We start from the raw sequence: 24,550 nt of genomic DNA, 5'->3' as shown, positions 1-24,550 counted from the left end.
CGTCAGGGCTTGGCCATGCAGAACGTCGTCTTGGGGTCCGGGACCGTGCGGTACAGCGTCGCGTCCATGCCGCACAACATCTCGTCGGTCTCGCCGTCGATGCGCTTGACCACCTTGAAGGTGGCCTCGGGTGCCGTGCAGTCCACCGCCTCGACCGGGCGGGTGCCCGCGTCGGCGTAGCAGGCCCCTTCGGCGAAGTTGGGCGACAGGCACAGACCGGTCTTGGTGTCGCCCACCGTGCCGTTGAAGGTGGCGTTCTGGGCCGTACAGTTCAGCGGCGCGGCGCCGACCTGCGCGATCCGGTAGTTCGACTTCGCCGACGAGCAGTCGCCGACGGTGGCCTTCATCGCGTCGACCGCGTTGTCGGTGACCTCGACGCACGAGCCGACGGCAGGCGCCGACGACGCCTCGCTGTCACCCGAGCACGCCGCTACCGCCCCGACCAGCGCGACTGCCGCCACTGGCGCGAACACGAGCCGGACAAGCAGCCGCTTTCCTGGGAAAAACACTCCAAAACCTCACTCACCGAACGGTTCAGCCGATATGACCGCCGGTGACGATACCCAAACGCCCACCTCCGCCGCTCCCCCCATGGATACGATCGGAAGATGACCATCGACGATGTCGCGGGCGAGCTGTACGGTCTCGACCCGGCCGACTTCGTCGCGACACGCACCGAACGTGCGGCCCAGGCCCGTGACGACGGCGATCGCGAGCTGGCCAAGGCCATCGGTGCCCTGCGCAAGCCGACGGTCGCGGCGTGGACGGTGAATCTACTGGCCCGGCACGCGCCGAAGGAGATCGCGGCGCTACTGGATCTGGGTGACGCGCTGCGGTCGGCGCAACGTCAGCTCTCCGGTGACAAGTTGCGCGCGCTCGGTGCGCAGCGTCAGCAGGTGGTGAATGCCATGACCAAGCGGGCGGGTGAGCTGGCCGCCGAGCACGACCGACCCGCGAGCGAGCAGGTGTTGCGGGAGGTCGGTCAGACGCTCACGGCCGCGCTGGCCGACCCGGATGTCGCCGACCAGGTCCGGGCCGGGGTGCTGCCCGCCACGGTCACCTATGACGGTTTCGGTCCGGCCGGGTTGGTCGCGATCACCGGCGGCAAGGGCAAGGCTCCGGCGAAGAAGGCTCGTCCAAAGAAGTCGACCGAGGACGCCGAGGCGGCCCGGCGCGCCGAGGCGAAGCAGGAACTCGACGACGCGGAGTCCGGACTGGCGGAGGCCGAATCCGCCCGCAGGGAAGCTGAAGAGGCTGCGGCGCAGGCCAAGTCCGAACTCGACGAGGTCGAGCAACGGATCGAGCAGCTGCGTGCCGACCTCGAGCACGCCGAGCAGCAACGCCATTTCCTACGGACCGCCGAGCACCGCGCGCGCGGTGAATTGACTTCGGCCAAAACGCAATTCGAGCGGATGCAGCGGTGGGTCGAACGGGCACGCTCCCGCCTCGAGGAGGACTGACCCTATCGGCGCAATGTTCCCGGGAACAGGAATGTTTCGCGCGGCGGAGTCGTACCGTCCAGCCATTCGGACAGGAACTCGCCGAGTGGCATCGAGGTCCGGCTCTGGACGAACGCGCGGAATTCCGGCATCGAGGCATGGCCGTCGCGGTGGGCGTTCACGAAATCCTTGACGGCCGTGAAGAACACGTCGTCACCGATCAGTTTGCGCAGGGCGTGCAGGAATAGAGGGCCACGCCAATAGACGGAGGTGAACTCGCTACCGGCGCCGGGGTCGGCCAGCGGGTACGTCCAGAAGTCTTGCTCCCACCGGTATTTCGCGATGTCCTCGCGGTACTTCGCATCCACATCGACACCGTCGACGCGCTCGATCCACAGGTAGTCGGCGGTGTAGCTGGCGAAGCACTCGTTGAGGCAGATATCGGACCACTGCCGTACCGACATGGTGTCGCCCCACCACTGATGCGCCAGCTCGTGCACCACGGTATCGAGATCGGCCCACGGCGCGTAGGTGGGACGGGTCTGGGTTTCGAGCGAGAACGGGACTTCGGCGTCCACGTAGATGCCGCCGGCTACCTCGAACGGGTAAGGACCGTAGAGGTTTTCGAGGAAGTCGAGAATCTCGGGGAGGCGTTGTTCGTCGGCGCGATTGTCGTCGGAATCGGGGGCGAACGCGCTCAGCACCGGTGTGCCGTCGGCACGGCGCTGTTCGAGGAAGGTGAAGTGGTCGACGGCGATGGTGGTGAGGTAGCCGAGCACGGGGCTGCGGGTTTCCCAACTGGTGTGCAGCTTGCCGTCGCGCGCCTCGTGGCGGGTGCGCGCGCCGGTCGACATCACCTCCCATTCGGCGGGCACCGTGGCGTGCAACGTGAAAGTCGCCTTGTCCAAGGGTGTGTCGTTGAGCGGGTACCAGCTGCTCGCGCTGTGCGGCTGGCCGATGGCGAAGGCGCCACCGCTCGGCGCGTACGTCCACCCCTCGCCCTCGGTGTCGGCCGCCTCGCCCGCGTAGTCGATGACGATGCGCATCGGCAGCCCGGGCAGCAGCGGCAGCAGGGGGGAGACGACGAGTTCGTGGTCGCCCTCGCGCGCGAACCCGGCAGGCTGGCCGTTGACGGTCACCATGAGCACATCGGGACCGCGATAGTCCAGATTGAATTGCGCCAGCGGCTGATTCGCCCGCGCATCGATGCGCGCGGTGCCGCGCAGCTGATGGGTCGGTGGGTCGTAGTCGACGGTGATGTCGTAGTGGCTCACGTCGTAGCCGCCGTTGCCGTCGAGCGGGTAGTAGGGATCGCCGAGCCCCGGTGCACCGACCAGGCCCGGATCCGCTGCTACCGGCGGGATTCCCAGTGCCAGAAGCGCCAGTACCACCACCGAACCTGCCGACCATCGCATGCCGCGGACCCCCATTCTCGCCGACTCGGATCCGAGTATCGTCGCAGGCGGGCGGCGCTCAGGCCAGTTCCGGCGGCAGGTGTTGCGGGTCGAGCATCAGCCGCTTGGTGGCGGTGCGACGCACCCGCGCGGCGAGGGCGAGATTGTCGGCGAGCAGGCGCCATTCGAGGTCGGAGATGGTGTCGCGGGCCTGCTCGATCACCGTGCGGTCGCGGGTGCCCCAGGCGATCGGCATGGCGGTCACCAGCTGCCAGCGTTCGCCGACCTGACGGGGTGCGCCGTCGGTGCGCACCGCCACCGACGGCACCCGCTCCCCCGGTGTCGGTTCGTGGCCGGGCAGCGCGCGCACCTTGCGGGTGACCAGTGCCCAGCCACGCGCGGACGCGGTGGCTTCGGCGGTGTCGACGAGGGCGAGCAGGATGATCCCGTTCGGTTCGGCCGCGCAGACGACGGCGGGCACGAGAACCCCGTCGCGGTAGAGCTTTTCGATATCGGAGCGGTGCGGTGTCCACAGCGCGACCCACAGGGCGATGACCGCGGCGAGGGCACACACGAAGGCGAGCAGATACCCCCAGGCCTGCCCGCTCCACAGGAACGCGGCGGTGGCCGCGACGGCCAGCCCGGCGGCGAGCAGGGCGAGCACCCGCATCCTGCGTAATCCGGTGAAGGTCTCGTTGACCGCATGAGCATGCTCACGGTCGACCTCGAATTCGAAGCGGCGCACGTTTCCTTCCTAGCACAAGTTGCGGAGGTGTTGCCTCCACTTATCTGCCGGGGCCTGCTCCCGCACGCTACCGGCACCTGAGCGGGGAAACGGCGCTACACGCCGCTGTCCCCGATGGCCGGCCCGAGCAGATCGTCGGCATCGGTGATGCGGTAGGCATACCCCTGTTCGGCGAGGAAACGCTGACGGTGCGCGGCGTATTCGGCGTCGAGGGTGTCGCGGGCGACGACCGAATAGAAATGTGCCTGTCCCCCATCCTGTTTCGGCCGCAAGAGTCTACCGAGACGCTGGGCCTCCTCCTGCCGTGAACCGAAGGTGCCCGAAACCTGCACCGCCACCGAGGCTTCCGGCAGGTCGATGGAGAAGTTCGCCACCTTGCTCACGACGAGCACGGGGATCTCGCCGGAGCGGAAGGCGTCGAAGAGTGCCTCGCGTTCGCGGTTCTTCGTCGCCCCGGTGATGACGGGAGCGTTCAGGTCGATGCCGAGTTCCTCGAGCTGGTCGAGGTAGGCACCGATCACCAGGGTGGGTGCGCCCTCGTGCCTGGCCAGGATGGACTCGACGACCGGGATCTTGGTGCGCGCGGTGGAGCACAGTTTGTAGCGCTCCTCCGGTTCGGCCGTGGCGTAGGCCATGCGTTCGGCGTCGGTGAGCGTGACGCGCACCTCGATGCAGTCGGCGGGGGCGATCCAGCCCTGTGCCTCGATGTCCTTCCACGGCGCGTCGTAGCGTTTCGGGCCGATCAGCGAGAACACGTCGCCCTCGCGGCCGTCCTCGCGCACCAGCGTGGCGGTGAGCCCGAGCCTGCGGCGCGACTGCAGATCGGCCGTCATCCGGAAGACCGGGGCGGGCAGCAGGTGCACCTCGTCGTAGATCACAAGACCCCAGTCGCGGCTGTCGAAGAGTTCGAGATGCTTGTACTCACCCTTCGATTTGCGGGTGATGACCTGGTAGGTCGCGATCGTGACCGGACGGATCTCCTTGCGCTCACCGGAGTACTCGCCGATCTCGTCCTCGGTGAGGGTGGTGCGCGCCAGCAGCTCACGCCGCCACTGCCTGCCCGCGACGGTATTGGTGACAAGGATCAGCGTGGTCGCCTTCGCCTTGGCCATCGCGGCGGCGCCGACCATCGTCTTGCCCGCGCCACACGGCAGCACGACCACACCCGAGCCGCCCGCCCAGAACGAGTCGGCGGCCATCTCCTGGTAGTCGCGCAGGTGCCATTTGCCCTCGGTGTAGTCGAGGCCGATGTCGTGCGCCTCGCCGTCGACATACCCGGCCAGGTCCTCGGCGGGCCAGCCGATCTTCAGCAGCATCTGCTTGATGTGACCGCGCTCGGACGGATGCACGATCACGGTGTCGTCGTCGATGCGGGCGCCGAGCATGGGCGCGATCTTCTTGTGCCGCAGCACCTCCTCGAGCACCGCGCGGTCCAGGCTCACCAGGCACAGGCCGTGCGCGGGGTGTTTGACCAGCTGCAACCGGCCGTAGCGGCCCATGGTGTCGACGATGTCGACCAGCAGCGGCTGCGGCACGGCGTAGCGCGAGAAGTTCACCAGCGCGTCGACCACCTGCTCGGCGTCGTGACCGGCCGCGCGGGCATTCCACAGCGCCAGCGGGGTGATGCGGTAGGTGTGCACGTGCTCGGGGGCGCGCTCGAGCTCCGCGAACGGCGCGATGGCCTGACGCGCGGTGCCTGCCAGCTCGTGGTCGACCTCGAGCAGCAGGGTCTTGTCGCTCTGCACGATCAACGGACCGTCTGTCACTGTGCTCCGTATCTTTGGCGGCCGGGGGCCGCGGGTTCGGGGCCTGTAACCCTTCGATTCAGCGCTCGAGACTCGCGCTGCGCACATGCGCTTCGAGCGCTGAATCGAAGGGGCGGCCCCGAACGGCTCGTAAGACTCGCCTGTGCGGGGTTGCGTTCGGCCGGGATGTGTCGGGATTGGTGAGCCGTTCCGGGGAGGTTCGGCAGCTCGATCAATTGTACGGACCTGCGGTGACAGGGTTCGGCGTCGCGATGGCGGGCTGCTGAGCGCAGGGCCGCGAACCCACCGCCCTGTGGCTCGTGACCGAGGCGGTGCGGATCTCGGATCGAAGCCCGGTGACAGCGGTCCAGCGATCGTCGACTGGACCGCGACATGCCTCGCTGACCAGGTCAGACTCGACTCATGCTTCAGACGGCGGCGGTTTTCGGTGTGGGGGCGGCGGCACTCGGGATGGTGCTCACGCCGGGGCCCAACATGATGTACCTGGTCTCGCGGACGGTCGCGCAGGGGCGCCGGGCGGGCATGATCTCGCTCACGGGTGTGGCGGCCGGGTTCGGGGTTTATCTGCTGGCCGCGACGGCGGGGATCACGGCGTTGTTCGCGGTGGTTCCCGGGCTGTATCTCGCGCTCAAGCTGGCCGGTGCCGCCTATCTGCTGTGGTTGGCGTGGCAGGCGATCCGGCCCGGTGGAGTCTCGGTGTTCGCGCCCGCCGCGCTGCCCGCCGATCCGGCTCGGCGCCTGTTCACGATGGGTTTTCTCACCAACCTGCTCAACCCCAAGATCGCGATCATGTACATGGCCCTGATCCCGCAATTCATCGACCCGGCCCTCGGTTCGCTGTGGTTGCAGAGCCTGTCGCTCGGCGCGATCCAGATCACCGTGGCCCTCACGGTCAACGCGCTGATCGTCCTCGGTGCCGCGGGCCTGGCGGCCTTCCTCACCGCCCGCCCGCTGTGGTTGCGTATCCAGCGCTATCTGATGGGCACCGCCCTGGGCAGCATCGCGGTCCTCCTCGCCACCGACCGCACCCGCCCCGCTCCGGTGTAAGGCGCGCACCGACCGGCCCGGCGCGCTGGCGGGCGTGCGCTGCGACACATGGGCGGTGTGCGGTCGCCGAGGGGCGCCGTGCCACCCTGCTTGCAGCGGAAAGGAGCGGGTGGTGAGTGGTGTGGTGATGGTGGGCGCGCTGGCGGCGCAGCTCGACGAGGCGGTCAGCGTGGTGCATCGCAGCGGCGAGCTGCTCGGGGTGATCTCGTTCGCCGCGTCGGGTGCGCTGGTCGCGGTGCGCAAGCGGCTGGACCTGTTCGGGATGGTCGTGCTCGGCTGCGCGACGGCGCTCGGTGGCGGCATCGTGCGCGACCTGCTCATCGGACGCACCCCGCCCGCCGCGTTCACCGACCTGACCTTCCTGACCGCGTCGATCGTGACCGCGCTGATCCTGTACTTCATCGCGCCCTCGCCACGGCTCACCAAGGGCCCCCTCGAAGTGGCCGACGCGATCGGGCTCGGACTGTTCTGTGTCACCGGCACCGTGATTGCCGACTCGGTCGGGCTCGGCGCGCCGACCGCCGCCCTGCTCGGCATGACGACTGCCATCGGCGGCGGCGTGCTGCGCGACGTGCTCAGCGGCGAGGTCCCCCTGGTCCTGCGACCCGACCAGGACCTCTACGCGATCCCCGCCCTGTTCGGCGCCGCGACCACCGCAGTCCTGCTGCACCTGGACATCTACCAGACCTGGACAGGTTTGCTCGCCGCCGCGGGCGCCGTCGGATTCCGTTTGCTCGCACGGCATTACGGCTGGCACGCACCCACCGCCCGCCACGCCCGGGACTGACCGGCAGTCTCGCCGATCAGCGAGTCGCGACTCCCGCACGCAACCGGCGGGCGCCTTCGTCGATGGTTTCGTCCCGTTTGCTGAAGGTGAAGCGCACCAGGTGTTTCCACTCGCCGGGATGGTCCACGAACGCGCTCACCGGTACGGCGGCCACGCCGAACCGAGCAGGCATCTCCCGGCACAGCGTCAACCCGTCGTCGATGCCGAGCGGTCGCACATCAGCGCACACGAAGTAGCCGCCCGCGGTGGACGACACGGCGAAGCCGGTGTCGCGCAACGCATCCGAGAGCCGTACACGTTTGTCGGCGAGGCCGTCACGCATGCCGTGCACCCACTCCAGCTCGGTGTCGATCGCGTGGGCGACGGCGGGCTGGAACGGCCCGCCACCGACGAAGGTCATGAACTGCTTCGCCGTGAGCACGGCATTCAGCAGTGGCGCGGGCGCGCACGCCCAGCCGATCTTCCAGCCGGTGACATTGAAAGTCTTCGCCGCGCTGGACACCACGATGGTCCGCTCGCGCATCCCCGGCAGCGTCGAGATGCTGATGTGCTCCACGCCGTCGTACACGAGGTGCTCGTACACCTCGTCGGCCAGCACCAGCAGATCATGTTCGCGCGCCAGCGCGGCGATCGCGGCGAGTTCGTCGCGCGAGAGCACCGAGCCGGTGGGGTTGTGCGGTGAATTGATCACCAGCATGCGTGTTTTCGGGGTGATCGCGGAACGCAGGCTGTCGAGGTCGAGGACGAAGCGGTCGCCGTCGGGAACCAGTCGCGCGGTCCGGCGCTGCGCACCCGCCAGGGCGACCGCGGCGGCGTAGGAGTCGTAATAGGGCTCGATGAGCACCACTTCCGCGCCCGGTTCGACCAGGCCGAGCAGCGTCGCGCTGATCGCTTCCGTGGCGCCGACGGTGACCAGGACCTCGGTGTCGGGGTCGTAGCGGGTGCCGTAGCGGCGGGCGCGATCGTCGGCGACGGCGCGGCGCAAGGCGGGCACCCCTCGACCCGGCGGGTACTGGTTGTGGCCCTCGGCGATGGCGGTGCGGGCGACCTCGAGCATGCTCGCCGGACCGTCGGTGTCGGGGAATCCCTGCCCGAGATTCACCGCGTCGTGGCGCACGGCCAGTTCGGTCATCTCGGCGAAAATGGTCGAGCCGAAGGGGCGCAAGCGGGCGACGGTGGGCGGCACAGACGACATCTCCGCAGCGTATCCCACCTTTCCCAGCCGTTGCCGCACGATAGCGAACACCTATGTTTCACAAACGTTTTTGGCCTTTGACCTGCGGTATTGTGCGATCACTCAACCTCAGCTAGCCTCGCCGTGTTCTACCTCACACACCACAGCGTGGTGGCATATCGAAAGGGGCTCGCATGGCCTCACCTCTGCTCGACTTCATCCTGCAACCGGCCGCGTCGGAGGTCGCCGGTTCGGCACTTCGCTTCATCCAGGAACAGCTGGAAGCCAGCCCGATCGTCGATTTCTTCACGGGCTCGGCCACGCCCGACAACAACATGGGCTCCTCCACCGGGGACCACAACCTCGGCTCGTCCACCGGTGATCACCAGTGGGGGTCCACCTACCCGTAGACACCGCAGCGCCGGATCGGATCGCGCGGGTCCGGTCCGGCTAGGTGCGCAGCCGAGCGCCCGACAGCTTCGCCACATTGGCGAAATCGTAAGCGGCACAGACCAGCCCATCGCGCACCGAGAACGCGAGCACCCGAACCGCCCGGCCGAACGGCGAGTTCGGATCGGTGAGTACCAGACCCGATTGCCCGTTCACCGCGGCGAAACCGATCTCCAGCGCCGGTTCCTCGAGCTGCTTGCGCCACAGGCCGACCGCCAGCCGCGCCACCTTCTCCGCACCCTCGACGACATTGAGCGCCGTGCGTGCCGTGCCGCCCGCGTCGGCGATGAAATTCACGTCCGGATGCAGGGTGGCGGCCACCGCGGCGATATCGCCGGTGGCCAGGGCGGCCAGGAACCGCTGCACCGCCTCGTCGTGCACGTCGTCGGTCACCGGGGGTGGGGTGCGGGCGACGGTCTTGCGGGCGCGCACCGCCAACTGCCGTGCGGCATCTGGTGATACGCCGAGGATGTCGGCGATCTCGTCGAACGGGACGGCGAGGCTGTCGTGCAGTACCAGCGCCACCCGCTGCTGCGGAGTGAGCGCGTCGAGCACCACCATCGCCGCCATCCGGTTGTCCTGATTGCGGACGACCACCTCGAGCGGGTCGTCGGTGCGGGCCTGCCCGGTGACGATCGGTTCGGGCAGCCACTGGCCCACGTAGGTTTCCCGGCGCACCGCCGCGCTGCGCAGATGGTCGAGGCAGATCCGGCTCACCACCGTGGTGAGCCAGGCACGCAGGTCCTCGATCTCGGACTGGTGGGCGCCCGCCATCCGCAGCCAGCTCTCCTGCACCGCGTCCTCGGCGTCGCCGACGCTTCCGGTGAGCCGGTAGGCCACCGAAATGAGATGTGCTCGATGCGATTCGAACAGGTCGGCGAGAAGCGGGGAAACCATCGCCGCTGATCCTACGGAGTGGGTTCACGCTGGTTGCACGGGTGTACCGGTTTTGCCCTGCGCGCGGAAAATGCCGTGAGAACTATGCACCCGTCCTGCCAGGATGAGGTGATGTACCAGCACACGCTCACCGACGGCACCGTGTGGCTCATCCGGCCTGCCGCCGCCGATATCGACCGCATCGTCGAATGCGTGCAAGACCCCGCCGTCCAGCGCTGGACCACCGTCCCTGTGCCCTACGGCCGCGCCGACGCCGAGGAATTCCTGGACAGGAACGTGGCGGCAGGTTGGCTGAACAACGAGCCGATCTGGTCCATCCGCACCGCACCCGACGGCCGGGTCGAAGGCATGGTCGGCCTGCACGCCCGAGGTCCCGACGCCTGTGAGATCGGCTTCTGGCTCAGCCCCGAACACCGAGGCCGGGGCCTGATGTCACGCACCATCATCCTGGTCTGCGATTTCGCCTTCGCATCCGACGGGCTTGGTCTGCAACGCATCACGTGGCGCGCGATGGTCGGCAATCACGCTTCGGCAGCCGCCGTTCGTCGTAACGGATTCCACTACGAGGGGAAAGCCCGGTTGGGTGGCGTGCAGCGTGGGGTTCGGGTCGACGAGTGGTATGCGGCGCGCTTGGTGGACGATCCTCCCGGGCCGGTTGATGGATGGCCTGCGGAAACCTTTCCTCCGGAAGGCTGAGCCGGGTCTCGGCGGCCCTGTCGTGAGTCGGAACCAGCCGCTTTCGCCGAGCCGTACGCGTGAACCAAGCGATATGTACTTCCGCACCGCAGGCCCGTGCCCGGAGAAGCAGGCTCGGCGATGGTCGCCCCTCGCATGTGCAAGCCGTGCCACGATCAGTCATGGCTGGTGAACGCGGAGAAAGGGGCGCGATGTTGGCTGATGACGCGCGGTTCGAGTGGTTCGCCGATGTCATGGGAGTGCGGCCCGGTGAGCGGGTCCTCGAAATAGGGCCCGGTAACGGCGTGTCGTTGGCACGGATGGCGGAGCGGCTCGGCGACGGGCGGATCGTCGGCGTGGAGCGTTCGGCGACCGCGCTGGCGCGAGCCGGGCAGCGGTGTGCCGACCAGATCGCGGCAGGCCGAATCCGGCTGGTGGAGGGCGAGATCGGAAAGACCGCACCGGCCCGCCTACTCGCCGAACTCGATCCCGGCGAACAGTTCGACCTGATCTACGCGGTCAACGTCAACCTCTTCTGGACCTCCACCGCACCCCAGGCCTGGGCAACGCTGCGCACCTGCCTGTCCCCCACCGGCCGCCTCTGGCTCTGCTACGGCTACGGCACCCCCACCGACACCCCCACCTCCCCGAAACCCACCCCCACCCGCCTCACCGACCGCTGCGCCGCCGCCGGCTTCACCTGCGAACCCACCACCTCGGGCGACCTCCTCGCCGTCCACCTCACCCCCACCCGCTGATCCAAGCTCACCACGCTCTGGTGGCGTTGGCTTCTCGGTCGATGCCGCCATCAGAGCGTGGCGATCACATGTCCAGCTCGATGGGTGGCCGCTGGCCTGAAGCGGGGGCAGGCGGGACGAGAGAGGTGTAGGTCAACCGAGGAAGCTGGGTTTCGTTCACGACTTCCTCCGCGAGCCGCACTCAACGATTCCGGGCGGACGGCTGGTGGAATTCGAGGCGGCGGCAAGCCCGATGCGGACATCAGGCGGGACAGGGGCCGGTCTCGAGGGTGGTCAGGTGGGGCGGAGGCGGCGGGCGGTGCCTCGGTGGGCGGGGGTTCGGGTGGGGTCTTCGGGCCAGGCGTGTTTGGGGTAGCGGCCGCGGAGGTCGGCGCGGACCTGGGGCCAGCCGGTTTGCCAGAAGGAGGGGAGGTCGGCGGTGACGGCTACGGGACGCTGGGCTGGGGAGAGCAGGTGCAGCAGGAGGGTGGCGCGGCCGTCGGCGAGGGCCGGTGGGGTGGTCCAGCCGAAGATTTCCTGGACCTTGACCGCGAGGACCGGCTGGTCGGCGCTGTAGTCGACGCGGACGCGGCTGCCCGAGGGGACTTCGAGGCGCTCGGGGGCCAGGTCGTCGAGGCGGGCGGCTTCGGGCCAGGGCAGGAGGCGGCGCAGGGCGGTACCCGCGTCGATGCGGGCGAGGTCGGCGCGGCGGCGGGCGGTGGCGAGTTCGGGGCCGAGCCAGGAGTCGAGGGCGGCGAGGAGGGCGTCGTCGTCGACATCGGGCCATGGTGCGCCGAGCGTGCGGTGCAGGAAGGCGAGGCGATCACGCAGGGTGCGCGCGTCGTCGGACCAGCGAAGCAGACCGATCCCCTCCGCGCGCAGTCCTTCCCGCAACGCCGCGCCCACCAACGCCGAATCCGGTTCACGCAGCGGTTTTTCGGACAGCACGATCGCACCCAACCGCTCGACCCGCCGCGCGATCACATCCCCGCCGTCCCAGCGCACCTCCTCCCCAGCACTGACCAAGCCAGGCGCCGCCTCCCGCGCCAAATCCTCAGAAGCAATGGCCGCCAGCCGAATTCGGCCCTCCGCCCACCCCGGATCCCGATCCGCCACGGCAACAGCCAACCACTCCGCCGCCACCAACCCGGACCCCGCAGGCAACGAAACCGCCGTCCCGCCCGCCATCAAATACGACCCCGACCCCCTCCCCCGCCGCCGCGCCAACCGCTCCGGCTGCGCCAACGCGATCATCAACGCCACCCCTTCTTCGAGCACCCCCATACTCGACCCAGCCGAGTCACGCCTCCCCACACCCGAACCGGTCGAGTCACGCCTCCCCACACCCGAACCGGCCGAGTCACGCCTCCCCACACCCGACCCGGCCGAGTCACGCCTCCCCACACCCGACCCGGCCGAGTCACGCCTCCCCGCACCCGACCCCGCCGAGTCATGCTTTCCCGTACCCGAGCCGCCACTGGCACGCCTCGCGTCCGCCTGCCGATCACCATGGCTTCCCGCAGGCGAACTGCGCTCAGCGTGACCATCACCTGGCGATCCCGCCGCAGCTCGGACATCGAACGATGTCGCCGCAGAACGGCTTTCCTCGCCGGCCGGCACCGCGCCGCCGGTCTCCGCACCCGATGCGATTGCGCCATAAGCACTCTCGCCCGGTACGGCCGAGCCATCGGAGTCGCCGACGAGGCGGGTGAGGCGGGTGACCTCTCGGGTCCAGCGGGGTGGACGTTCGGTGCGGAGGGTGCGCAGGGCCGCGGTGGCGTCTGTGCCGGGGGCGAGGGTGTCGTCGTCCATCAGGGCGACCATTTCGGCGGCGAGTTTCGGGCCCAGGTGGGCGGCGCCGTCGAGGAGGGCGCGGGCCAGGCGGGGGTGCAGGCCGAGGGTGGCCATGGCACGGCCGCGGGCGGTGATGTGGTCGTTGTCGTCGATGGCGCCGAGGGCGTGCAGGACGGTGCGGGCGGCGGCGAGCGCGCCTTCGGGTGGGGCGTCCCACCAGGCGAGGACGGAACCGTCGGGGGTGCCCCAGCACGCCAATTCGAGTGCGAGGCGGGTCAATTCGGCAGTGCGGATTTCCGGGTCGGGGTAGGCGGGCAGGGTGTGGTGTTCGTATTCGGGCCAGCAACGCCAGGCACGACCGGGCGCCTCACGACCGGCACGCCCGGCACGTTGTTCGGCGACCGCGGCCGAAACACGAACTGTCGCAAGACCGGACAGCCCACGCCGATGATCGACCCGCGACACCCGCGACAATCCGGAGTCGACAACGGCACGCACACCGGGCACCGTGAGACTGGATTCCGCTACGGCAGTGGACAACACGACCCGGCGCCGCGCACCCGGACGTAGCGCACTGTCCTGCGCCGCCCCGGCCAGCCGGCCATGCAACGGCACGACATCCACATCGAGATCACGCAGAAGCGCGGCCGTCCGGTTGATCTCGCCGACACCCGGCAGAAAGACCAGCACGTCCCCGTCGGACTCGGCCAAGGCGATCCGCGTCACCCGCGCGACATGCCCCTCGACCCGTTCCCGAGACGCTGCGGGCATATATCCGACCTCCACCGGATACGTCCGCCCCTGTACCTCCAGCACCGGCGCCCGATCGCCGCCGCCGAGCAGCTCGGCGAGGCGATCGGCCGCGACGGTCGCGGAGGTGGCGAGCACCTTCAGGTCCGGTCGCAGACCCGACCGCGCGTCGAGCAGCAGGGCAAGCAACAGGTCGGCGTCGAGGTGCCGCTCATGGCACTCGTCGAGGATCACCGTGCCGACCCCCGCGAGCTCCGGATCCTGCTGCAACCGCCGGACCAGCAGACCGGAGGTCACCACCTCGATCCGCGTACCCGGCCCCACCTTGCGATCCCCACGGACCGCATACCCGACGGTCTCCCCGACCCGTTCCCCGAGCATCCCGGCCATGCGCGCGGCAGCCGCCCGCGCCGCCAACCGCCGCGGTTCGGCCACCAAAACCCGCCCACCGCCCGCCACCGAAGCCGACGGCGCCGTCTTCCCCGACCCGACGTACTCGCCCATAGCCGAAACCGACGGCACCGCCCTCCCCGACCCCACACACTCGCCCGCAGCCGAAGCCGACGGCACCGTCTTCCCCCGCCCCACGTACTCGTCCGCAGCCAAGGCCAACGGCACCAGCGTCGTCTTCCCGGTCCCCGGCGGCGCGACCAGCACCGCGACACCCCGATCGGCCAGGGTGCGCGTGATGTCCGCCAGCGCGGGCCGCACGGGAAGATCGGGCAGTTCGGGAAGTCTCATCGCCCACAAGTGTGGCGCCCGCGAGACGGCCCCCGACATCGGCCTACCGCACCTACAACGTCGAGCTCACGGTAAGAGGTGGAAAGCCTCGGTATGAGCAGGGCGGATCGCTCCGAAGTGCCGGCGGTCGACTGTCGCGATCTCGGTGATGCCCAATCTCTCGGCGGTAGCGACAACCGACGCGTCCGCCGTTCCCAGCGGCCAGTCACGGTAACGCGCAACGAGTTCGGCGATGCGCAGCCAGTCGCCTGGACGCACCGGCTCTACCTCGAACAACCCCTCGGCGAAGTCACCGAGGAAGCGCACCTCGGCTTCCGCGCCCAATCGCGTGCCGATGAGGTAGGCGGCCTCCGTGATGACGAGCGTTGGAACGATGAGCGGGCCACGGTGGCTTTGGAGTAGCTCCAAACAGGCCCGATGATGGGCATCGTCCGCGTCGACATAGGCATAGAGCGGGCCCGCGTCGACCAGCAGGCGCGCTATCGGTCCCACTCTCCCCGCAGAATTTCCTCGATCCGCTCGGAAATATCGGAGCGTCCACTGCGACCCGCGCCCGCGGCACCGAATCGGCGAACACCGTGGCCGGGAAGCTGCGCAGCCAGCGCTTCTCTGGTCCACTCCGACACAGTCATGCCACGACGCGCGGCCTCGTGCCGGACGCGGCTGTCGAGGTCGTCGGGGAGCTTGATGGTCGTGCGCTTCATGGTATGCCAGCATACCTTCCGGCAGGCTCTGCGGCCAGAGCCCCGGAATACCCGGGGCTCTCGGCCCGTCGCGTTACCCGCGCCGGGTTTCGACAGCCTGCGCCAGGCGGTCGAGCTGCGTGGCGGTGGTCTCCCAGTCGATGCAGGCATCGGTGATGGACTGGCCGTAGGTGAGGTCGGCGGCCTTGCCGAGGGTGAGGTCCTGGCGGCCCGCGACGAGGAACGACTCGAGCATCACGCCGACCACGCCCTGCTCACCGGCGGCGAGCCGGGTCGCGATATCGGTGACGACGTCGACCTGACGGTTGTGGTCCTTGTTGCTGTTGCCGTGGCTGGCGTCGACCACCACACGCTGGGGCAGCGACGACTTCTCGAGGCGCAGCTTGGCCTCGGCGACGGAGGCGGCGTCGTAGTTGGTGCCGTTGCTGCCACCGCGCAGGATGACGTGGCAGTCCGGGTTGCCCGAGGTGCGGATCAGCGCCGAACGGCCGTCGAGATCGGTGCCGGGGAAGACGTGGCTGGCGGCGGCGGCGCGCACACCGTCGACCGCGACCTGCACGTCACCGTCGGTGCCGTTCTTGATGCCCACCGGCATCGACAGCGCCGAGGACAGCTGACGGTGCACCTGGCTGGCGGCGGTGCGCGCACCGATCGCGCCGTAGGAGACCAGGTCCGCGATGTACTGCGGGGTGATCGGGTCGAGGAACTCACACGCCACCGGCAGGCCGAGGGCGGTGATGTCGACGAGCACCTTGCGGCCGATGCCGAGACCGGTGTTCACGTCGAACGAACCGTCCAGGTGCGGGTCGTTGATCAGGCCCTTCCAGCCCAGCGTGGTACGCGGCTTCTCGAAGTACACGCGCATGACGATGTGCAGCCGGTCGCCGAGTTCCTCGGCCTTGGCGGCGAGCTTGCGGGCGTAGTCGAGGGCGGCGACGGGGTCGTGCACCGAGCACGGGCCGACGATCACCATCAGGCGGTCGTCGTCGCCGTTGAGCACGTCGACGGTGGCTTTGCGACCCGAGCGCACGGTGTCGGCCAGCTCGTCGGTGATGGGGTGCACGAGGCGGACCTCGGCGGGTGAGCGAAGGGGGCTCACGCTGAGGGTGCGCTGATCGTCGAGATCGGAGTGCCGCGCGTCTACGTCAACTGCGGTGGTCATGAGAATGTGGGTCCTTTTCGGTTGAAGGCCGACCCACGGAAATTTCGCTACCCGTCGAGCCGGTCAGGTATCCGGCTCGGGGTGGAGGAAGTCAGCGCGCAGGGTCGCAGACCGGCCCACCCAGGGCCGGCTCGCTAAACCAGAAATATGCGCGCTGCATGCCGTGGACTGTACCACCGGTGAAACGTCGCGGACCCGCGCGTGGTTGCCCGAAGTGCGCACGATCACACCGCTGCGCCGGTTGACCTCAACCTCTGTTGAGTTCCTAGCGTGGGTGCCGAGGAAAGGAAATCGACTGTGACAACACTGGTTACGGGCGCGACCGGCAATACCGGGCGCCAGGTGGTTCGTGAACTCGTCGAGCGCGGCGAGAAGGTCAAGGCACTCACCCGCGATACCGAGAGGGCACGCGCACTCCTCGGTCCCGAGGTGGAACTGGTCGGCGGAACGCACACCGAGCCGGGCACGCTCGACTGGAGCGGTGTCGACCGATTGCACGTGACCGTGACGGCGGGTCTGGCCGAGGTGGGCCAGGAACTCGTCGACCGGGCGGTGGCGGCGGGCGTGCGCCGCATCACGGTGGTCTGGGGTGGCGGCGTCGGTCCCATCGAGCAGGCGATCGAGCGTTCCGGCGTGGAATGGACGCGGCTGGAACCGCAGGAGTTCATGGCGAACACGCTCACCTGGGCCGATTCGATCCGGGCCGAGGGCGTGGTGCGCGAGCCGTACGCGCATCCGAGCGCGCTGGTGCACGAAGCCGATATCGGTGCGGTGGCCGCGGTCGCGCTGCTCGAGGACGGGCACGCCGGGCGCGCCTACAACCTCACCGGCCCGCAGGCGCTCACGCCGCAGGAACGGTTGGCGGTACTCGCCGAGGCCGCCGGGAGGGAGATCGCGTTCGTGACCATCAGCCATGAGCAGGCGATCGAGCGGCTGACGGCGACCGGGGTGTCGCGGGCGGACGCCGAGTACGTGATCGGCTGGTACGCCGAGTCGAGCCCGGAGTCCCGCACCGTCGACCCGACGGTCGAAAACGTGCTCGGCCGCCCAGCGCGCACCTTCGCGCAGTGGGCGGCCGAATACGGGCACCGATTCGCCTGAGCGCCCGGATTCTCAGCCGAACTGGCCTGCCACGTAGTCGCCCGCCGGGGTGTGAGCGATGGCATTGAGCCGATTCCAGGCGTTGATCGTCGCGATGGCGGCGATCAACGCGGCGATCTGGTCGTCGTCGTAATGCTTGCGGACCTGGGCCCAGGTGTCGTCGGTGACCTGGCCACCGTCGGCGACGCGGGTCGCCTCCTCGGTGAGGGCGAGCGCGGCCCGCTCCGCCTCGGTGAACACGTTGGCCTCGCGCCACGCGGCGACCAGGTTGATCCGCACCGAGGATTCGCCCATGTGCGCGGCGTCCTTGGTGTGCATGTCGACGCAGAAGCTGCACCCGTTGATCTGCGACGCGCGGATCTTCACCAGCTCATGGGTGGCCTTCGGCAGCGGCGAGCCGTCGATCACCTTGGCCGCGGTCTGCAGCCGCTTCACGAAGCTGCTGGCGACGGGGTTGTTGTAGAGGTCGAAACGCGCTTCCATGATCACTCCTTCGTCGGGTGGAATACACCTCTACGACGACGCACGGCGCCGGAGTGTGACATGGGTGATCACGATCACCTCAGAGCAGACCGCACAGCTTCTCCGACAGCTCCCAGAGTTCGGCGGCGACGGCGCGATCGTGCGCGGGCGCGGCCATCGCGCACGGCGCCGGGTGGCCCCACAGGCCGAACAGGCCGTCGGGACCGTAGAACCCGCCGGGCTCCACGTCGGCGGTGGCGGCGAACAGCGTGGGCAGGGCGCCCTGAGCAGGGCTCTGCGCGAACATCCGGTTGCCGAGCCACATGAAGACTTCCTGCACCGATTCGGTGTGCGACATGAGTTCGGTCGCGGCGTAGCCGGGGTGCGCGGCCACCGAGAGCACCGACGATCCCTCACCGGCCAGCCGGCGCTGCAGTTCGGTGGCGAACAGCAGATTGGCCAGCTTGGACTGGCCGTAGGCGCGCCAGCGGTCGTAGCGACGCTGCTCCCAGTTGGGGTCGGTCAGGTCGATGCGGCCGATGCGGTGCGCGTTGCTCGACACGGTGACCACCCGGTCGGCGATCCGGTCGAGCAGCAGGTTGGTGAGCGCGAAGTGTCCGAGATGGTTTGTGCCGAACTGCATTTCGAAACCGTCGGCGGTGCGGCGCAGCGGCAGCGCCATCACGCCCGCGTTGTTGATCAGCACGTCGACCCGCTCGATGGACTCGGCGAAAGCGCGCACCGAGTTCAGGTCGGCCAGATCGAGCTCACGCACCTGGGTCTCCCCGGGTAACTCGCTCGCCACCTGCTCGGCCTTGGCCGTATTGCGGCAGGCCAGGATCACCCGCGCGCCTTTCGCGGACAGCGCCCGCGCGGTGGCGGCACCGAGACCGCTGTTGGCGCCGGTCACGATGACAGTGCGGCCGGTCTGGTCGGATAGATCAGCGGTAGTCCACTTGCTCACCGACCGAAGTGTAGTGCGAGCTGGGACAACCGCGAATCGAGAACCGCCCTCCGGTCAGGACTGTGCGAGGATCTCCTCGTCAGTCATCGCGGCCACCTCGAGATACATGGTCGCGACCGCCGCCAATCTGCCCGGCGTACCGGACTCGTTCTCCCGCTGCGTCATTCGCTTCGCGAGACCCTCGACGCTGCGGGCGGTGAACAGGTCGGCGACCACGGTGTCGGGTGCGTCGAGCCACTCCCGGATGCGGGCGACGGCGGTAGTGGCGAGCACCGAATCACCACCGAGAGCGAAGAAGTCGTCGGTGACACCGATGCGTTCGGTCGCGAGGACCTCGCCGATCACCGCCGCGAGCGCGCGTTCGAGATCGGTGCGCGGTGCGACGAATTCCTCAGCAGCCTCACCCTTTTCGAGTACGGCGCGAATGGCCTTGCGGTCGGGTTTGGCGTTCGGGGTGAGCGGGAGTGCGGGCAGCAGTTCCAGACGGGTCGGCACCATGTAGGTGGGGACCAGTTCGGCGGCAGCGGCCAGCACGGTGTCGGCATCGAGGACGGTGCCCGGTGTCGGCACCACCAGCGCGACCAGTTTCGGCGCGGCCTTGCCGACCACGGCGGCGACCGCGTGACGCACGCCGGGCACGGCGCGCAGGGCGCTCTCCACTTCACCGAGTTCCACCCGGTAACCACGGATCTTCACCTGATGATCGGCGCGGCCCAGGAATTCCAGGCCGCCGTCGGGCAGGTAGCGGGCCAGGTCACCGGTGCGGTACCAGCGCACACCCTCGTGGGTGACGAAGCGGTCGGCGGTGCGTTCGGGGTCCTTGCGGTACCCGGCGGCCACACCGTCCCCACCGATCCACAGTTCGCCGCTCACCCAGTCGGGGCAGTCGTTGCCCGCCGGGCCGACCACGCGGCACCGCACATTGCGCAACGGGGTGCCGTAGGGAACGGCCGTCCATTCGGCAGGCACCTCGGCGCCGACGACCTCGCAGATGGTGGAGTGGATGGCGGTTTCGGTCGCCCCGCCGAGACCGGCGAAGCGGCAGTCCGGCGCCACGTCCGCCAGGCGGGCGGGCAGGGCGACATCCACCCAGTCGCCACCGAGGATCACCGTGCGCAGCGACGGCAGCGCCTGCCCGCCCGCCGCGGTGAGCAGCATGTCGAGCAGGCTGGGAACACAGTTGACCAGCGAAACCTCGTGGCGGCGAATGATGTCCACCCAGCGGGCCGGGTCGCCGCGCTGTGCGTCGTCGACGGTGACCACGGCACCGCCCGCCGCGAGCAGACCGAAGATGTCGTAGACCGAGAGGTCGAACTCGAGGGCCGACAGGGCGAGGGCACGGTCGTTCGCGCCGATGCCGAAGCGGTCGTCGAGGTCGTCGATGGTGTTCATGGCGGCACGGTGCGGCACCTCGACGCCCTTCGGCTTGCCCGTGGAGCCGGAGGTGAACAGCACGTAGGCGATGTTCTCCGGATCGCCGAAGACGGGGCGCGGCAAGGGTTCCGGGTGGTTGCGTGCCTCGGCCAGGTCGATGACCCGAGCCTCGGGGATCTGGGTGCCACCGACGGTGAGTACCGCGACGGCGTCGGCGGTGGAGAGGATTTCGGCGCGGCGGGCGGCGGGCTGGTCGAAGCCGATCGGCACGTATACCGCACCGGCCGCGAGCACGCCCAAGACTGCGACGACCTGATCGGGCCCCTTCGGCAACTGCACTGCCACCGAATCACCCGGCGTCACACCGGCTTCGCGCAGGGCACCGGCCACGGCGAGCGCATCGGCGGCCAGCTCACCGTAGGTCAGCTGCCCGGCGGGCTCCCAGAGCACCGCGGGCGCGGACGGGTTCGTCGCGGCATTCGCGAAGAAGCCCGTGTGCAGCAGGTTGCCGCTCAGGGGTGCGGCCGTCGCGTTCACCCGGGCGCGGGTCGCGGCCTGCTCCACGGGAATTCGCACGCCTGCCTCGGCCTGCCAGCCCGCGACGGTCGCCGAACTCTGGCCGCCCAGGCGTTCGATGGCCTCGATGTAGCGGGCGAACATGTCCTCGACCATGCCGGGCGGGAAGGCGGATTCGCGGATGTCCCAGTTGAGCAGGAGGCCGCCGCGGACCTCGGTGATCTGGGCGTCGAGCAGCACCTGCGGGCCCTGGGAGATGATCCAGACCGGGTCACCGAAGGTGTCGGTGACGGTGTCGGCGAACAGTTCGCCGAGGTTGAGGGCACTGGTGTAGACGATGGGGGCCAGCACCGGTTCGCCGCGCTGGCGGCCCAGGTCGCGCAGGACCTCGAGGCCCGAGTAGGCCGAGTGGGCGCCCGCCTCGTGCAGGCGCTGCTGCAGGGTGCGCGCACGATCGGCGACGGTGGCGGGCTCGGTGACATCGACCTCGAGCAGCACCGAGGAGGTGAAGTCGCCGACCACGCCGTCGACCTGCGGGTGCACCGGCTCCCGGTGGAACAGCGGCAGATTCAGCAGGAAGCGGCGCTGCGCCGACCAGCCGCCGATGGTCTCGGCGAATACCGAGGCCAGCGCCATCGCCGGGGTGATGCCACGCGCGTGGGCGGCGTCGAACACCTGCGCCTTGGCCTCCGGGGACAGCCACCGGTGCAGGCGGACGGTGCGGTTCGGCTCCGAAACATGCTGCGCCTGCGGCAGTTCGGGTGCGCCGGGTAGTTCGGCGAGCCGGTCGCGCCACCAGTCGCGGTCGCGGTCGCGCTCCTCGTCGGTGGACGGCTGCTCGGCCAGGTACTGGCGGAATGTGTAGTCCTGCGGTGCCGGCTGTTCGCCGTGGTAGAGCTTGGCGAGGTCGGTGACGAGGATGCGGTAGCTCATGGCGTCGGCGGCGAGCATGTCGACATCGAGATGCAGGCGGGTGCGACCGTCGGCCAGGCGGGTGAGGGCGATATCGATCACCTGGCCGTCCTCCACGGCCATCCGCTGATGGGTGCGCTGGTCGCGCAGTTCCGCCAGTCTGCGCTGCGCTTCGTCCTCGGACAGCGCACGCAGATCGGTGACCCCGAATACGGCCCTGCCCGGGCGGTCGAGGGTCTGCTGGGTACCGTCCGGCAGGAACCTCGTCCGCAACATCGGGTGGCGCACGAGCAGTTGCTCCACGGCCCGCTCGAGGCGCTGCGGGTCCACACCCTGCCCGTCGAACTCGACATACAGGTGCGCGGCTACCCCGCCCAACTCCTGCGCATCCGAACGTCCGATCCAGTACGCGTGCTGCATGGGCGCCAGCGGGAACGGAGTACCGTCGTCGGGGATGAGATCCGCTGCGGCAGAGCCGTTTTCGCCAGGCGCCAGCGCGCCCTCGGTCGGCGTGGTCGGTTGCGCGCCTGCAGCCGTGCCGACACCCGCGGCCTGACTCGATCGGTGCGTGGCCGATGCGTTGGCAGTCGGTCCGGTCGGGCCGACCGTGGCCGACACGGCGGTGGTCGACACATCGTCGGCGATTGCGGTCGGAGCGGACGCGACCGCGGCCGGCTCCGTGGCGACCCGCCCGTCACGGGTGGCGGCGGTCAGGGACTCCGGATCGGCGCCGTTGAGTAAGGCGTGCCAGGCATCGATGGTCGGGTGCGCGGCGAGGAGGGCGAAGTTCACCTTGATGCCGCGTTTGCGCCAGGCGCCCGCGAGCTTCATGGTGCGGATAGAGTCGAGGCCGAGCTGGATCAGGTCGTCGGCGTCGGCGACAGCGTCGGGGGTGATGTCGAGGTGACGGGCGATCGCGGCACGGATCTCGGCACGGTCGATTCCGCCGCCGTTCGCGGGTGCTGTCTCCATCTGCCGATCACTCCTTGCTCGCCGTCCGACCCCGGACGGATTCGATACTGCTCGCCGGCAGCCTACTCCACTGAGATAGGGTTGCCTAACCTATGGTCGAGCACCCCGGTTCTCGGCCGCTTTGATCTGGATCGACCGGAGGGTTCGACTGTGACTACGTCGACAAGCCATCGCGAGGGCTACGTTCCGTTTCCCGAGGCGGCAGCGCAGGAGTACCGCACGGCGGGCTACTGGTCCGGGCGCACGCTCGGTGACCTGCTGCGCGACACCGCACGCACCCAGCCGTCGAGCCCCGCGATCCTCAGCGACGCCGCCGTGCAGTCCTACGCCGAACTCGACGCCGCCGCCGACGCCATGGCGCACGGTCTGCTCGCCCTCGGCATCCGCCCCGGCGACCGGGTGATCGTGCAGCTGCCGAATATCCCCGAGTTCGCGACGGCCCTGTTCGGCCTTCTGCGGGCGGGCGTCATCCCCGTACTCACCCTGCCCGCGCACCGCCGCGCCGAGATCGAGCACCTGGCGGCACTGTCGGAGGCCGTTGCCTACCTGATCCCGGACCGGCTCGGCGATTTCGACTACCGCGAGCTGGCCGCCACGGTGCGCGCCGCCGTGCCGAGCCTGGCGCATGTGCTGGTCGCGGGCGATCCCGGCGCGTTCCGGGCCCTCGATACCGTTCCCGCGCAGGGTGATTCGCTGCCCGAGGTCGACCCCGGCGAGATCGCGGTGATGCTGGTTTCCGGCGGGACCACCGGTCTGCCCAAGCTCATCGCACGCACCCACGACGACTACGTCTACAACGCCACCGCGAGCGCGCAGGTGTGCGAGCTCACCGCCGACGACGTGTACCTCGCGACTCTGCCTGCCGCACACAACTTCCCGCTCGCCTGCCCCGGCATCTTCGGCACCGTCGCTACCGGCGGGGCCGTCGCCTTCACCCTCGACCCGAGCCCCGAGGCCGCGTTCGCCGCCATCGAGAAGCATCGCGTCACCGTGAGCGCCGTGGTGCCGCCGCTTGCCCAGTTGTGGAGTGCCGCAGTGGATTGGGAGGACGCCGATTTGAGCTCGCTGCGGCTGCTCCAGGTGGGTGGCGCGCGGTTGGCCGAGGTGAATGCCCGTGAAGTGGAACCGGCGCTGCAGTGCCGGTTGCAGCAGGTGTTCGGGATGGCCGAGGGGCTGTTGAACTTCACTCGCCTCGATGATGCCGACGAACTGGTTTACACCACTCAGGGCAGGCCGCTCTCGCCTGGTGACGAGATCCGTGTGGTCGACGGTCAGGGCAACGATGTGCCTGCCGGGGAGGAGGGGGAACTGCTGACCCGCGGGCCCTACACGCTGCGCGGTTACTACCGTGCCCCCGAACACAATGCTCGCGCGTTCACTCCCGATGGGTTCTACCGCAGCGGCGACCTTGTCCGTCAGCTTGCCAGCGGGCACCTGGTTGTCAGTGGGCGGATCAAGGATGTCATCAATCGCGGTGGTGAGAACATTTCTTGCGATGAGTTGGAGGAACATCTGCTGGCTCATCCTGCTGTCCGCCATGCCGCGGCGGTGGGGGTGCCCGATCCGTCGCTCGGTGAGAAGGTCTGTGTGGTGCTGGTGGTGACCGGGTCGTTGCCGACGCTTCCTGAGTTGAAGACGTTTCTTACCGAGCGTGGTCTGGCTACTTACAAGCTGCCTGACTTGGTTCGCCAGGCGGATTCGCTGCCGGTTACGGCTGTTGGCAAGATCGATAAGAAGGCGCTGCGGGCTAGTTTGTAGGGGGTTTACGGCACTCGAGTTCGGGCAGCTGCCGGACTCGGGTGCCGTGCGGAACTGCCTTGGTGTTTTGTGCACCATGGAGGTATTGGGCTGTGTTTTTGGAGCGCTGGCGCGCTCGAGCGCGGCCCCTGGAGGGCCGCGCGAACAGCGCTCGAGACTCGCGCTTCGCGCATGCGCTTCGAGCGCTGCCACCCACCGATCACCACCTCCCTGGATCGCCAGTTGCGCT

General features: G+C 69.1%; 21 protein-coding genes. 8 read left to right on the top strand and 13 right to left on the bottom strand.

Annotation, left to right across the window (positions count from 1 at the left end; translation table 11 throughout):
* Positions 1 to 2: 2 nt before the first annotated feature.
* A complete protein-coding gene (locus ACWEVR_RS00105) occupies positions 3 to 509 on the bottom strand; it encodes an LppU/SCO3897 family protein (RefSeq protein ID WP_133733952.1) in 507 nt (168 codons plus the stop codon).
* A 99-nt stretch (positions 510 to 608) separates the two neighbouring features.
* On the opposite strand from ACWEVR_RS00105, the gene ACWEVR_RS00100 reads away from it, so the two are divergent.
* Entirely contained in the window at positions 609 to 1,460 is an 852-nt protein-coding gene (locus ACWEVR_RS00100; RefSeq protein ID WP_452465193.1) for a hypothetical protein, read from the top strand.
* A 2-nt stretch (positions 1,461 to 1,462) separates the two neighbouring features.
* Here ACWEVR_RS00100 and ACWEVR_RS00095 read toward each other — a convergent pair whose 3' ends face one another.
* The 3 genes from ACWEVR_RS00095 to ACWEVR_RS00085 all read right to left on the bottom strand — a co-directional run bounded on the left by ACWEVR_RS00095 (position 1,463) and on the right by ACWEVR_RS00085 (position 5,344).
* Positions 1,463 to 2,854 (bottom strand): M1 family metallopeptidase, encoded by a 1,392-nt coding sequence (locus tag ACWEVR_RS00095; RefSeq protein WP_452465192.1) that lies wholly within the window; start codon positions 2,852 to 2,854, stop codon positions 1,463 to 1,465.
* A 58-nt stretch (positions 2,855 to 2,912) separates the two neighbouring features.
* On the bottom strand, positions 2,913 to 3,578 hold the full coding sequence (locus ACWEVR_RS00090) for a DUF3239 domain-containing protein (protein ID WP_452465191.1): 666 nt from the start codon (positions 3,576 to 3,578) through the stop codon (positions 2,913 to 2,915).
* A gap of 95 nt (positions 3,579 to 3,673) precedes the next feature.
* Entirely contained in the window at positions 3,674 to 5,344 is a 1,671-nt protein-coding gene (locus ACWEVR_RS00085; RefSeq protein ID WP_452465190.1) for a DNA repair helicase XPB, read from the bottom strand.
* 402 nt (positions 5,345 to 5,746) lie between these two features.
* Between ACWEVR_RS00085 and ACWEVR_RS00080 the strand changes: the two genes are divergently transcribed.
* Positions 5,747 to 6,391 carry a LysE family translocator gene (locus ACWEVR_RS00080; RefSeq protein WP_452465189.1) on the top strand — a complete coding sequence of 215 codons (645 nt, stop codon included), beginning with the start codon at positions 5,747 to 5,749 and terminating at the stop codon, positions 6,389 to 6,391.
* 127 nt (positions 6,392 to 6,518) lie between these two features.
* Positions 6,519 to 7,178, top strand: a complete 660-nt coding sequence (locus ACWEVR_RS00075; protein ID WP_452465669.1) for a trimeric intracellular cation channel family protein — start codon at positions 6,519 to 6,521, stop codon at positions 7,176 to 7,178.
* Between the two features lie 16 nt (positions 7,179 to 7,194).
* Here ACWEVR_RS00075 and ACWEVR_RS00070 read toward each other — a convergent pair whose 3' ends face one another.
* On the bottom strand, positions 7,195 to 8,373 hold the full coding sequence (locus ACWEVR_RS00070; protein ID WP_452465187.1) for a pyridoxal phosphate-dependent aminotransferase: 1,179 nt from the start codon (positions 8,371 to 8,373) through the stop codon (positions 7,195 to 7,197).
* Between the two features lie 173 nt (positions 8,374 to 8,546).
* On the opposite strand from ACWEVR_RS00070, the gene ACWEVR_RS00065 reads away from it, so the two are divergent.
* Entirely contained in the window at positions 8,547 to 8,762 is a 216-nt protein-coding gene (locus ACWEVR_RS00065; RefSeq protein ID WP_067492380.1) for a hypothetical protein, read from the top strand.
* A gap of 40 nt (positions 8,763 to 8,802) precedes the next feature.
* Here ACWEVR_RS00065 and ACWEVR_RS00060 read toward each other — a convergent pair whose 3' ends face one another.
* Positions 8,803 to 9,699, bottom strand: coding sequence for a sigma-70 family RNA polymerase sigma factor (locus ACWEVR_RS00060; RefSeq protein WP_067640925.1), 897 nt, complete (start codon positions 9,697 to 9,699; stop codon positions 8,803 to 8,805).
* A gap of 111 nt (positions 9,700 to 9,810) precedes the next feature.
* On the opposite strand from ACWEVR_RS00060, the gene ACWEVR_RS00055 reads away from it, so the two are divergent.
* Both ACWEVR_RS00055 and ACWEVR_RS00050 read left to right on the top strand, forming a co-directional pair.
* Positions 9,811 to 10,395, top strand: a complete 585-nt coding sequence (locus ACWEVR_RS00055) for a GNAT family N-acetyltransferase (RefSeq protein WP_452465186.1) — start codon at positions 9,811 to 9,813, stop codon at positions 10,393 to 10,395.
* A 191-nt stretch (positions 10,396 to 10,586) separates the two neighbouring features.
* A complete protein-coding gene (locus ACWEVR_RS00050; RefSeq protein WP_452465185.1) occupies positions 10,587 to 11,132 on the top strand; it encodes a class I SAM-dependent methyltransferase in 546 nt (181 codons plus the stop codon).
* Positions 11,133 to 11,405: 273 nt separating this feature from the next.
* Here the strand turns inward: ACWEVR_RS00050 and ACWEVR_RS00045 are convergent, their stop codons facing one another.
* From ACWEVR_RS00045 to ACWEVR_RS00030, 4 genes are all read right to left on the bottom strand, one after another.
* Positions 11,406 to 14,396, bottom strand: coding sequence for an ATP-dependent helicase C-terminal domain-containing protein (locus ACWEVR_RS00045; RefSeq protein WP_452465184.1), 2,991 nt, complete (start codon positions 14,394 to 14,396; stop codon positions 11,406 to 11,408).
* A gap of 66 nt (positions 14,397 to 14,462) precedes the next feature.
* Positions 14,463 to 14,888: a type II toxin-antitoxin system VapC family toxin gene (locus tag ACWEVR_RS00040; RefSeq protein ID WP_357147687.1), complete on the bottom strand. Its 426-nt coding sequence runs from the start codon at positions 14,886 to 14,888 to the stop codon at positions 14,463 to 14,465.
* Positions 14,876 to 15,100 carry a ribbon-helix-helix domain-containing protein gene (locus tag ACWEVR_RS00035; protein WP_181701128.1) on the bottom strand — a complete coding sequence of 75 codons (225 nt, stop codon included), beginning with the start codon at positions 15,098 to 15,100 and terminating at the stop codon, positions 14,876 to 14,878. Before ACWEVR_RS00035 ends, ACWEVR_RS00040 begins: the two co-directional genes overlap by 13 nt.
* Positions 15,101 to 15,173: 73 nt before the next feature.
* The gene (locus ACWEVR_RS00030) at positions 15,174 to 16,262 is read right to left on the bottom strand and encodes a 3-deoxy-7-phosphoheptulonate synthase (RefSeq protein WP_067640921.1); all 1,089 of its coding nucleotides are present in this window, start codon (positions 16,260 to 16,262) and stop codon (positions 15,174 to 15,176) included.
* A 297-nt stretch (positions 16,263 to 16,559) separates the two neighbouring features.
* Between ACWEVR_RS00030 and ACWEVR_RS00025 the strand changes: the two genes are divergently transcribed.
* Positions 16,560 to 17,363 (top strand): NmrA family NAD(P)-binding protein, encoded by an 804-nt coding sequence (locus ACWEVR_RS00025; RefSeq protein WP_452465183.1) that lies wholly within the window; start codon positions 16,560 to 16,562, stop codon positions 17,361 to 17,363.
* A gap of 12 nt (positions 17,364 to 17,375) precedes the next feature.
* On the opposite strand, the gene ACWEVR_RS00020 is transcribed toward ACWEVR_RS00025, so the two are convergent.
* From ACWEVR_RS00020 to ACWEVR_RS00010, 3 genes are all read right to left on the bottom strand, one after another.
* A complete protein-coding gene (locus ACWEVR_RS00020; protein WP_452465182.1) occupies positions 17,376 to 17,846 on the bottom strand; it encodes a carboxymuconolactone decarboxylase family protein in 471 nt (156 codons plus the stop codon).
* A 79-nt stretch (positions 17,847 to 17,925) separates the two neighbouring features.
* Complete coding sequence (locus ACWEVR_RS00015; protein ID WP_452465181.1) at positions 17,926 to 18,789, bottom strand: oxidoreductase; 864 nt, start codon at positions 18,787 to 18,789, stop codon at positions 17,926 to 17,928.
* A gap of 54 nt (positions 18,790 to 18,843) precedes the next feature.
* Positions 18,844 to 22,563 carry a non-ribosomal peptide synthetase gene (locus ACWEVR_RS00010; RefSeq protein WP_452465180.1) on the bottom strand — a complete coding sequence of 1,240 codons (3,720 nt, stop codon included), beginning with the start codon at positions 22,561 to 22,563 and terminating at the stop codon, positions 18,844 to 18,846.
* A gap of 150 nt (positions 22,564 to 22,713) precedes the next feature.
* Between ACWEVR_RS00010 and ACWEVR_RS00005 the strand changes: the two genes are divergently transcribed.
* Positions 22,714 to 24,321, top strand: a complete 1,608-nt coding sequence (locus ACWEVR_RS00005; RefSeq protein ID WP_452465179.1) for a (2,3-dihydroxybenzoyl)adenylate synthase — start codon at positions 22,714 to 22,716, stop codon at positions 24,319 to 24,321.
* Positions 24,322 to 24,550 lie beyond the last annotated feature (229 nt).

The sequence above is a fragment of the Nocardia sp. NPDC003979 genome (assembly GCF_053605015.1).
Note: the sequence above shows the minus strand (reverse complement) of the source record. Positions and strands in the feature narration are given on the sequence as shown.